This is a genomic window from Algoriphagus confluentis (assembly GCF_036245625.1).
Classification (GTDB): domain Bacteria; phylum Bacteroidota; class Bacteroidia; order Cytophagales; family Cyclobacteriaceae; genus Algoriphagus; species Algoriphagus confluentis.
Window position 1 is genome coordinate 19,680 of the sequence record NZ_BTPD01000024.1, and the last position, 11,163, is coordinate 30,842.

At 43.2% G+C, this 11,163-nt stretch carries 10 protein-coding genes; 9 read left to right on the forward strand and 1 reads right to left on the reverse strand.

What is annotated here, in order from left to right:
- The first annotated feature begins 108 nt into the window (after positions 1-108).
- The 4 genes from AAA943_RS21465 to AAA943_RS21480 all read left to right on the forward strand — a co-directional run bounded on the left by AAA943_RS21465 (position 109) and on the right by AAA943_RS21480 (position 5,497).
- The gene (locus AAA943_RS21465) at positions 109-1,104 is read left to right on the forward strand and encodes an adenosine kinase (RefSeq protein WP_338226459.1); all 996 of its coding nucleotides are present in this window, start codon (positions 109-111) and stop codon (positions 1,102-1,104) included.
- Between the two features lie 195 nt (positions 1,105-1,299).
- Entirely contained in the window at positions 1,300-2,631 is a 1,332-nt protein-coding gene (locus AAA943_RS21470; protein ID WP_338226460.1) for a M16 family metallopeptidase, read from the forward strand.
- 29 nt (positions 2,632-2,660) lie between these two features.
- Positions 2,661-4,706 carry a M16 family metallopeptidase gene (locus AAA943_RS21475; protein ID WP_338226462.1) on the forward strand — a complete coding sequence of 682 codons (2,046 nt, stop codon included), beginning with the start codon at positions 2,661-2,663 and terminating at the stop codon, positions 4,704-4,706.
- A 62-nt stretch (positions 4,707-4,768) separates the two neighbouring features.
- Positions 4,769-5,497, forward strand: a complete 729-nt coding sequence (locus AAA943_RS21480; protein WP_338226464.1) for a LolA-like protein — start codon at positions 4,769-4,771, stop codon at positions 5,495-5,497.
- A gap of 54 nt (positions 5,498-5,551) precedes the next feature.
- On the opposite strand, the gene AAA943_RS21485 is transcribed toward AAA943_RS21480, so the two are convergent.
- The gene (locus AAA943_RS21485; RefSeq protein ID WP_338226465.1) at positions 5,552-7,201 is read right to left on the reverse strand and encodes a M61 family metallopeptidase; all 1,650 of its coding nucleotides are present in this window, start codon (positions 7,199-7,201) and stop codon (positions 5,552-5,554) included.
- 137 nt (positions 7,202-7,338) lie between these two features.
- Here AAA943_RS21485 and rpmH point away from each other — a divergent pair, with 137 nt between their 5' ends.
- From rpmH to AAA943_RS21510, 5 genes are read left to right on the forward strand one after another with little or no spacing between them, the layout of a single operon-like run.
- Positions 7,339-7,497 carry a 50S ribosomal protein L34 gene (gene rpmH, locus AAA943_RS21490; RefSeq protein WP_082792274.1) on the forward strand — a complete coding sequence of 53 codons (159 nt, stop codon included), beginning with the start codon at positions 7,339-7,341 and terminating at the stop codon, positions 7,495-7,497.
- A 48-nt stretch (positions 7,498-7,545) separates the two neighbouring features.
- Positions 7,546-7,932, forward strand: a complete 387-nt coding sequence (rnpA, locus tag AAA943_RS21495; RefSeq protein WP_338226466.1) for a ribonuclease P protein component — start codon at positions 7,546-7,548, stop codon at positions 7,930-7,932.
- Positions 7,922-9,583: a S41 family peptidase gene (locus AAA943_RS21500; RefSeq protein ID WP_420915623.1), complete on the forward strand. Its 1,662-nt coding sequence runs from the start codon at positions 7,922-7,924 to the stop codon at positions 9,581-9,583. Before rnpA ends, AAA943_RS21500 begins: the two co-directional genes overlap by 11 nt.
- Before the next feature lies 1 nt (position 9,584).
- Positions 9,585-10,274, forward strand: coding sequence for a tRNA (adenosine(37)-N6)-threonylcarbamoyltransferase complex dimerization subunit type 1 TsaB (gene tsaB, locus AAA943_RS21505; RefSeq protein ID WP_338226468.1), 690 nt, complete (start codon positions 9,585-9,587; stop codon positions 10,272-10,274).
- Entirely contained in the window at positions 10,271-10,780 is a 510-nt protein-coding gene (locus AAA943_RS21510; RefSeq protein ID WP_338226469.1) for a DUF2480 family protein, read from the forward strand. Before tsaB ends, AAA943_RS21510 begins: the two co-directional genes overlap by 4 nt.
- Positions 10,781-11,163: the final 383 nt, after the last annotated feature.

Here is an 11,163-nt window from a genome sequence, read left to right on the forward strand (position 1 = left end):
TCTTTAGGGCTTGAGGTTTTAATATCGAATATGGGATGCTGAATTTCGAATAATGAAGTGAACCAACTTTACAACCTTTAAACATTACAACTTTCCAACTATTAAAAAATGAATAAATACGACGTGACTGGCATCGGTAATGCCCTGGTAGATATTGAGTTTAAAGTGACTGATCAGTTCTTTTTGGAAAACGGGGTCGAAAAAGGCCTAATGACGCTAGTAGATGAGGAGCGCCAAAACTCTCTCATGGGGGTGATCAACACCGAAGAAGCTAAAAAACAGGCGGGAGGATCGGCAGCCAATACCATAGTTGCAGTAAGTCAGTTTGGAGGAAAATCCTTTTACTGCTTTCGCGTGGCTAATGACGAGTTCGGCCATTTTTACCTTCAGGATTTGAATGATTCCGGAGTGGATATTGCCTTGGTTCCAGAACGGTTGGAAAATGGAGTGACAGGAAAGTGTTTGGTGATGGTAACCCAGGATTCAGAACGAACCATGAATACCTTTCTGGGGATTACCCAAAACTTTTCAGTCAAAGACATCCATGAATCAGCGATAAAAGATTCCAAATACTTATTTATCGAAGGGTATTTGGTTACTTCTCCCAATGGGAAAGAGGCTATGCTTCATGCCAAAAAAGTGGCCGAGGAAGCAGGCACTAAGGTGGCTTTGACTTTCTCCGATCCGGCGATGGTGAAATATTTCAAGTCCAATTTTGACGATGTGATCGGTCCAAGTGTGGATTTGCTGTTTGCAAACGAAGAGGAGGCGATGCTCTACACTGGCAAAGACAACTTAATGGATGCCCGGGAGGAGATGAAAAAAGCGGCTAAGCATTTTGTCATTACCCAAGGGAAAAACGGGGCGATGATTTTTGATGGGGATACCTTCATCGATATCGAACCGTACAAAACCACAGCGATCGATAGCAATGGGGCAGGAGATATGTTCGCCGGAGCCTTCCTATACGGAATCACCAATGGGCATTCCTATGCTTCCAGTGGGAAGTTGGCCTCCATGGCAAGTTCTCAGATCGTAAGCCAGTTTGGGCCTAGGCTGCAGTGGCATCAGGCAAAAGACATTTTAGCGAGATTAAATCCGTAATTTCTGCAGAGGTTGTCCCCAAAAGGCAACCTCTTCGCTTGTCCGTCTTTTTCCTCATCGATGGATTTATCACTCCTTTTTTTCAAAAAGAAGTGAAAATTGCCCACTCCTCATCTTAATGTAGATGAGTTGCTCAAACAAAAATCAATTAATTCAGTAATATTCCAACTAGAAACCCTATTCAGTCTTTTTGTCATGAAGAAAACTACCCTACTCGGGCTACTGATGGGAGTGATTTCGCTCTCTTCTTTTGCCCAAAACAAAATTGAGTTCAAGGAATTCACCTTGGATAATGGCTTGCATGTCATCATGCATCAGGATAATACCACCCCTATCGTGGTTACTTCTGTTTTGTATCATGTAGGCTCCAAAAATGAAAACCCGGAAAGAACAGGCTTTGCCCACTTCTTTGAGCACCTGATGTTTGAAGGTTCGGAAAATATCGACCGGGGACAATACATGAACATCATCCAAAGCCGTGGAGGAACATTGAACGCCTACACCTCCAATGATATTACCTACTACTATGAGTTGCTTCCCTCCAATGAATTGGAGCTTGCCCTATATATGGAAAGTGAGCGAATGCTTCACTCCAAGGTGGATATTACCGGAGTAGAGACCCAGCGTGAGGTAGTGAAAGAGGAAAGAAGACAGCGCTACGAAAATCAACCCTACGGGACTATTCTTCCCGAGACTTTGGTTCGCGCGTATTCCGTTCACCCTTATCAGTGGGCTCCTATTGGTTCTATGGATCACTTGAATGCAGCTACGATTGAGGAATTCCAGCAGTTTTACAAAGACTTCTATGTGCCAAACAATGCCACGCTGACCATAGCAGGTGACATCGATTACAAGACTACCGAAGATTTGGTGAGAAAGTATTTCTCGGAGATTCCGAAAGGAACTAAGGAAATTTATCGACCAAATGTGATCGAGCCTAAGAAAACGGCTGAAATCAGGGATATCATTTATGACAATATTCAGATTCCGGCAGTGATTCAGGCTTACAACTTGCCTCCCAGAAATCACCCCGACAGCTACGCACTTTCTATGCTTTCTACCTATCTGACCGGAGGCAATTCCTCTTTGATGACCAAGGAATTGGTAGACAAGCAGCAGAAAGCATTGGCCTTAGCTGCTATTCCTTTGGAATTGGAAGACGGAGGGATCTTCATCATGTATGGAATCACCAACATGGGCGTGGAGCCACAGGATTTGGAAGCTGAAGTGGATAAATTGATTCAGCAAGTTCAAGAGCAAGGGATCTCAGATCAGGAATTTGAAAAGCTGAAAAACCAAATGGAAAATGCCATTGTAAGCGGAAACTCAACCGTTGCAGGTGTGGCCGAAAACCTTGCAGAAGCCAAAGTGATCTACGGCGATACCAATTATATCAATCAGGTGATGGATAAATATTCTCAGGTGACCAAAGCGGATATCCAGCGCGTAGCCAAGCAGTACCTTGACCTCAAGGGGCGTGTGGTGCTTTATTACCTTCCTAAATCTGCCCAACCCACTACTGAATAATTGTTTCACCTTATCAATCATCTGAAGAAATGAAAAAAATAGCAATAGTATTTGTATTGAGTCTGATCTCTGCTGTCACGGCGTTTGCCCAGGTAGACAGAAGTCAATTACCTGCATCCGGTCCTGCACCAGAAATCCAAATCAAGGATGCAGAAACCTTTTCCCTTCCCAATGGACTCAAGGTCTTCGTGGTCAACAACAATAAACTTCCTCGGGTATCTTTCACTTTGGTCTTGGAAAGAGATCCAATTTTGGAAAGAAATAAGGCGGGACTGACCGGATTTGTAGGAGATATGATGATGGGAGGGACCACCAATAGAACCAAGGATCAGTTGGATGAAGATATTGATTTTATCGGGGCCAGCATTGGTGCTTCTTCCACTTCTATGTTTGCTTCTTCTTTGAAAAAGCATCAGGACAAAACCTTGGAGCTGATGGCAGATATCCTTTACAACCCGGTCTTTCCTCAGGAAGAATTGGATAAGTTGAAGAAGCAGACCCTCACTGGACTGGCTCAAAGCAAGGACAATCCAAATGCCATCTCTGGAAGACTGTCCAGAGCAGTTTTGTATGGACCAAACCACCCTTATGGGGAGACTGAGTCTGAGGCAACAATTAATAATCTTGAAGTAGCCGATATCAAAGCTTACTACCAGACCTACTTTAAGCCAAATATTGCCTACTTGGCTATTGTGGGCGACATGACCAAGGCGGAAGCTGAGAAGGTGGTCAATCAATATTTTGGAAAGTGGCAACAGGGAAATGTCCCTACTTTCACTTATCCTATGCCTGAGCGAGCTGCTAAGCAGGCTGTAGCCCTCGTGGATAGAAGCTCCTCTGTGCAGTCGGTCATCAATGTGACCCAGCCTGTAGAAATGAAAGTTGGCGATCCGGATTACATTTCCAGCCGACTTCTGAATCAGATTTTGGGGGGAGGTTCTGCATCCCGATTGTTCATGAATCTCCGTGAAGACAAAGGCTATACCTATGGTGCCTATTCTTCCATCGGTGCAGACAAATTGGTAGCGACGATTTCAGCCAATGCATCCGTCCGTACCGAAGTGACCGATTCGGCAGTTTATGAGTTCATCTACGAAATCAGAAATCTGGTAGAAAACGGGGTCACTCAAGAGGAATTGGATAAAGCCAAGGCGGAGCTCTCCGGCAGTTTCGGTCGATCCCTGGAGCAGCCTTCTACTGTTGCCAACTTTGCATTGAACATTGAGCGATTCAACTTACCGAAAGACTACTATGCTACTTACCTCCAAAAGTTGAATTCCTACACTGTGGAGGACATCAATGCCACTGCGAAGCGCTTGATCGATCCGGATAAGTTTATCATCACCACAGTAGGAAATGGATCCGAAATCAAGGAAAAACTGGCACAGTTTGGTGAAGTCATCGAATACGACAATATGGGACAGCCTGCCAAAAAGCTGGAAGCAGATGCCTCCATGACTGCTGAGCAGGTGATCGAAAATTACCTCAATGCCATCGGTGGAAAAGAAAAAGTGCTGGCTATTCAGACGGCAAAGATTTCAATGGATGCCAATGTGATGGGGACTGCTTTGTCTATTGCCTTCGTCTATGACTCCCAAGGTGGCAGATACGGTCAGAAGACCTCTGTGGCAGGAAATGTAATGCAAAAAACCACACTTTCTGAAGGTAGCGGATCCATGGAAGTCCAAGGACAATCCATCGCCATGAATGCGGAGCAATTGGCCGAAGCCAAGCTCAACTCCTACTTGTTCCCGGAGGCGGTTTACGAGAAAAACGGCTACACACTGACACTTGATGGACTAAAAGACGTAGACGGTACTCCTGCCTACAAAGTAATCATTGCTGCTCCTAGCGGGGCAAAGTTGACCAACTATTATGCACAGGATTCCGGTTTGAAAATCAAGTATGAAAATCCAGCCTCAGGAGATACTTTCTATTCCGATTATCAGGAAAAAGAAGGAGTATTGCTCCCCATGACCTGGACGATCAAGTCACCTATGATTCCTGTTCCCCTTGAGGCAAAAGTTACCAGCATGGAACTCAATGTGCCGGTGACGGACGAGGATATTAAATAATCAAAGGGAAAGGCGGTTTTCGCCTTTCCTTTTTCTATTTTTCACAAAAAAATCAACTCTTTATGAAAATCAAGTATTTATTCTTCTCGGCAGCTTTGGGCTTAGCCTCTTTTTCAAATGTTTTGGCTTTTGGAAATCCAGAAAATTCCTCAGAAGTAGCAATTATTGAAAACGACCCTGCTACAGTGATTGCAAATTATATCAAAGCTGTAGGAGGAAAGGATAAAGTTAATGCCATTAAGAATGCCAAACTGGTCATGGAAGCTAATATTCAAGGACAAGTCTTGGAACTGAGCTCCATTGCAGATGCAGAAAACAGCCGAATGATCCAGACCACCTCCATGGGAGGTAATGTCCTGCAGAAAACCATGTTTGTAAACGGGAAAGCTCAAGTGATAGCCGGAGGACAAGTTCAGGAGCTTCCTGATGAAACCGCCGCAATGTTGAAACCCCAGACTTTTGTCTTTCCTGAGGAGCGGTACGAAGAAATGGGATTTACCTTGGCTTATGTAGGGGTGGAGCAAATTGATGGAGAAGATGTCCATGTATTGGATATCACAGCACCCATAGGTATCCTGACTAAAGAGTACTACTCCGTGGCTACTGGCTTTAAAGTAAGAACCAGCAGCGATGCCACGGGAGAGATCACCTATTCAGACTACCAGGAAGTCGATGGGATCAAGTTCCCCATGACTATGACCATCAAAAATCCCATGCTTCCAGTGCCTATGGAGGCAAAAATAAAATCCATTGAATTCAATACAGCCTTGACGGACTCAGACTTTCAATAAAGCAAACTTTTGATTAAAAACCTCCTTCAAACTCTGGTTTTGAAGGAGGTTTTTTTATTTACTCCATTTCTGGAAAAGCTCCGTTTGCCTGGTTAAAACAAGACCATAAATCGGGAAAAATTGATTGTTTGTCACCTCCAATTCCACTTCCAGAATTCGGTTGTTTCGGTTGATTTTCAGTTTTAAAGTCTCCGGGGTAATTAGGAAATCTTCTTCTATTTGGTCGTTTGTCATAACCCAATTATAGGCATGGGATTCAGGATGGATTTGAAGCACTTTTCCAGTGGAGGAAGTCCTGACTCCTGCCTGATGAAGAAGAAAATTATCCTGAAAAGAGGGTTGGAGGTTTATTCCTAAAAGACTTAGCTTTTGTTCAAGGAAAGGAAAAAGATCTTGGTGCCCTTCCACATAATCTGAAAAAAAGTCGGTCAGCATACCTTTGGAGCTCATTGCCTGTCCGACTTTGTTTTTAAAATCCTCCAGGCGATACCCTTTGAAGGGTTTTCCAAATTCCTCCCACATTGCTTTCATGACTTCTGAAAGCGAAGACCCACATTCCAGAAGCATCAAGTCCAGACAAAAAGCCAAAATAGCTCCGCGGGTGTAAATGTTTACTTTTCTGTCAGGAATCCCGGACTGATAGCCATCCAGCCAAAGGTCAAAAGAGGACTCGAGTATGGTGTAATTCCTCCATCCGAAGGAATCGGCCTCCCTTTGAATGACTTTTCCAAAATGTCTTAAATACGTTTCCAAAGAATAAACTTTGGATTTGAGCAGATAAAGGTCTCCCATATAGGTAGTAACACCTTCCAGGACTAGACCTGCTTCGGTGTATGTTTCACTGCCGAATCGGTATGGTAAAAGTTCCACGGGACGAATTCTGCATACATTCCAGGCATGGTACAGCTCATGGCAGCTGACACCTAGCAATTCCTCCATTTGCTGAGATTCTTTGAGGCTTTCTGCAGGACCAAAGGTGATGACGGTGCCTCTTCGGTGTTCTACTCCATGGTAATGAGGGTAGGGAAGCAATTGGAGGATGAAATGGTACTCTTTTTCAGGAAATTCCCCAAAATCATGAATTAGTTTTTGGGAGAAGGCTTGGAAGGACTTCATGAAAAGGGCCTGGTCAAAAAATACCCTTCCATTGATCCAAATATGAAATAGGGTGCTTTCTGAGGAATAGGTCCAGTGGGATATGGTTTTTGCCGCTACTAACGTAGAATCAGCGAGCATTTGGAAGTTAGAAGCCTTTCCTTCTGCCCCATTCACATCCAATAGGGTACAGACTTGCTGTGGTAGAAAAGGGAAGTTCCACGATACCTGAATCTCTGCGTCACTTTGTCCCAAAACCTCAAAGCAACAGTTGACAAAATTCAAATAAACCTGCTCGTCGTCTGCCCAAGAATTTCCGGCGTCCATTTTTCCAGCCCAATAGGAATAGGATACAGTCAGAGAAGCAGGTTGGACTGGATCAATTTCCCAGGTGTTTTTATTGATTTTTTTAAAAGGGACAGGATTATTCTTGTGATCAATGACCTTAAATCCTTTGATGTTTTGGGCGTAATCAGCCAGCTGATACCTTCCTGCACGCCATGCAGGTAGCTGCAGACGGGTTTTTTGATCGGGAAGAGGATCAAAAGTCATCTGGATCTCTACAAGTTGAGAAGCAGGATTAGTGCAGGAAAATTGAAATTCAATCATGAGTTTGTCCTTGATATTCAAAACAAATGTAGAGGCCTAGTTTGCAATTCAAAAAATGGTACATATCTTTGCAGTCCTTTTTGGGGGAAATACTGAAAAGGAAATCCTGAGAGCAACAGATATAAAGATATTCGATCATGAAAAGAACATTCCAGCCTTCTCGCAGAAAAAGAAAAAACAAACATGGCTTCAGAGAAAGAATGGCTACTGCAAATGGTAGAAGAGTATTGAGAGCCAGAAGAGCAAAAGGCAGACATAAGTTGACTGTGTCTGACGAAAAGACGCTGAAGAAATAATTCTCTGCATTGATTTTCGTATGTTCACATACGATTCAAGTCCCTGCGATGAATTTAAGACTACCCAAAAGCGAACGGCTTCATGCCGACAAACAAATCAAGGAACTTTTTAACGAAGGTTCCTCTTTTTTTTTGTACCCTTTCAAAGTTGTTTTCCTTAACAAAGAGAAGAAAGAGGGAGAGGTAAATCAGATCCTGATTTCTGTTTCGAAGAAAAAACTCAAGAAGGCTGTCGATAGAAATCGGGTAAAAAGGAAAATCAGAGAGGCTTACAGGTTAAATAAGCATAAATTATCCCCTGTAGGGATGGTGCTCGGCTTTATATTTGTTAGCAGTCCTGAAATCAACTATTCTGAACTGGAGTCCAAAATGATTGCTTCTTTGGAAAAGTTACAAAAGGAAATATCCCCAAAATCCAATACTGATGAACACTAATTCAAGAAAGTCCTTTTTCATAGGAGGTTTCGTCATCCTTGTTCTGTCCATGACCTTGGCGTTTCAAGTAAAGAATGACAAGCTTTTCGCCTTGGCCAAGAATATTGACATTTTTGCCACCCTCATCCGGGAATTGGATTCCTATTACGTCGATGAGATTGATCCTGACCAGTTGGTTTCAGTAGGTATCAGTGCTATGCTGGAAGAATTGGACCCCTATACAGAATATATTCCTGAAGAAGAGTCTGATGATTTCAGAATGCTTACTACCGGAGAATATGGAGGAATTGGCGCCTTGATTGGCAACAGAGGAGGTGGAAATATGATTTTGATGCCCTATACAGGCTTTCCTGCCCAAAGTACAGGGCTCAGGATTGCAGATATGATATTGAAAATTGACAGTGTGGATGTAGCCTCCAAGCCAACGTCCCAAGTATCTGAATTGCTCAAAGGTCCTGCCAATACGCCGGTTAAGGTAGTTGTGAAAAGGGATCAGGATACCTTGGAATTTTCCTTGATTCGAAAGAAAATTTCTCTTAAGAATGTCCCGTATTATGGAAAACTCGATGAAAAAACAGGCTACATCAAGTTGAGTGATTTCACGACCAACGCTTCCGCTGAAGTACGAAATGCGCTGGTGGACCTCAAATCCCAAGGAATTAGCAGACTCATTTTGGATGTCAGAGACAATCCAGGCGGGCTTTTGAATGAAGCGGTGGAGATTGTCAACCTGTTCATTCCAAAGGGGAAGGAAGTGGTGAAGACAATCGGCAAACTTCAGAATGTGAATTTTACTTACAAAACCACAAAAACTCCTGTGGATAAGGATATTCCATTAGTAGTGTTGATCAATGAAAGAAGTGCTTCTGCTGCCGAAATTGTGGCAGGCGCCCTCCAGGATTACGACCGGGCTGTTTTATTGGGAAGACGATCTTTTGGGAAGGGGCTGGTTCAGACTACCATTCCTTTGACCTACAATGCCCAAGCAAAAATCACTACCGCAAAATACTATATTCCAAGTGGGAGATGTATTCAAGCTATAGACTATACTCAAAGTAGGGAAAATGGGTCATTGACCACGGTTCCGGATTCTTTGAGAAAAGAATTCCGTACGGCGAACGGTCGGATCGTTCTTGACGGTGCAGGCATTGAACCGGACGAAAGCGTGGAGGAAGTTCGCTACGCTCCCATTTCCTACACCTTGGTAGCGGGAAATCATGTATTCGACTTTGCTACACAGTATTTCTATGCTCATCCTAAGATCCCTGCTCCTAATGAATTTCAGTTGTCCGATCAGGATTACGAGGACTTCAAGAAGTTTTTGGTAGGAAAGGATTACGACTATACTACTTATACTGAAAAATCCCTGAAGGACTTGGAGGAATACCTGGAAAAGGAGGAATATTTCAAGGAAATTCAGGGTCAGCTTGATGCCATCAAAAACAAAGTCAATCACAGCAAAGAGAATGATTTGAACTCCCATCAAAGCGAGATCAGAAAAATTCTGAGGGAGGAAATTGTTTCCCGGTATTATTTTCAGGAAGGGATGATTGCAGCAGGCCTTGAAGATGATCCAGCCATTGCCATGGCGAAGACTTACTTTGATTCCCCCAGAAAAGTGGGCTCAGTATTGGCTTCTTCCAAGAAGTAAAATGGCAACTATTCTTTCCATAGAAACTGCCACCTCAGTCTGTTCTGTAGCGATTCATTCCCGTGGAGAATTAATTTCCGTGGCAGAAGTGAACCAGCAAGGGGCCCATGCCCAGCAGCTTATGCTCCTGATTGAGCAGGTGCTGGCGGATTCAGGGCTAGCGTATTCAGATTTGGATGCTTTGGCTGTTTCGGAAGGTCCGGGGTCCTACACAGGCTTGAGGATTGGAGTGTCCACAGCCAAAGGTTTGTCTTTTGGATTGGACAAGCCGCTGATTGGTGTAAATACGCTTCAGGCTTTAGCTTCGGCTGTACCTGTCAAATCTGGGGAGTTGATCTTGCCAGTCATGGATGCGAGAAGAATGGAAGTCTATTATGAGGTGTTTGACTCTGGATTGAACTCCTTGGTTCCACTAGGGTCAGAAGTTTTAAGAGAAGATTCTTTTGAGAACTTTTTGGAAAAAGGCAGGGTTTATTTTATGGGTGATGCTCTGGATAAGCTCAAGACGGTGGTCCATCATCCTAATGTCCGCATTCTGGAATCAATACGCTTTTCTGCCCGGCACCTTGGACAGTTGGCCTATGCCAAATGGTTAAAAAGTGAGTCGGTAGATTTAGCCTACTTTGTTCCCAATTATCTAAAGGAGTTTAAGGCACTTCAGTCCAAGAAAAATCCCTTGTTGAATTTATGAGTGAGATTATTAATAGAGTTGCCGCCAGTCCGATCATTTCTTTGGATATGGAAGAATTCTATCCTCAAGAAGAAAGAATCATTTTTGATTTAAAGCCTTTCTTGTTTCAGGAATTGATTTTAAAGGAGAAGGATTTTAGAGAGCAATTGAAGGCCCTAGATTGGTCTGTGTATGCCAACAAATGGGTAGCAGTGACTTGTACAGTGGATGCAATTGTACCTACATGGTCTTTTATGCTTGTTTGCACCTATTTGGAGGGGGTTGCAAATGGATATGTAGTCGGGGATATTTCTCAGCTAGAGCAGCATATTGCTGAGCTTTCTCTTTCAGGGCTGGACTTGGAAAGGTTTCAAGATCGCCCCGTCGTCATAAAGGGTTGTTCAAAAATATCTATTCCACTTTTTGCCTATGGAAGATTGATTTCACTTCTACAAGGCAGAGCAAAGAGCCTGATGTTTGGTGAGCCGTGTAGCACAGTGCCTTTGGTGAAAAATAAAAGGAGCTGATTTTGAAGTAGAAATGGTTCTACTAGGCAGTATTGAGGAAATTTATTTCCAAAACGTTTGCGTATTCTGAATCACTCCTCTATGTTTGCACTCCCGTTTGAGAAGATGTCTCAATCACACAAGAAGCGAGAGTAAAAATTTTTGAAAAAATTGAGTTTTCGGTTTTTGAAATCAAAAACAAAACCCGATATTTGCACTCGCTTTTGAGACAAGGGTCTCAACCAGTTCTTGCAAAGGCAAGAAACAAGTTCATTGAAGTGATGTAAGGCGAAAAAAATCTGATGAGCGAGTCGTGCTGATGTCTATGTTTTAGGCATCGGTTGAAATAGACTAAGACAATTTACAATGGAGAGTTTGATCCTGGCTCAGGATGAACGCTAGCG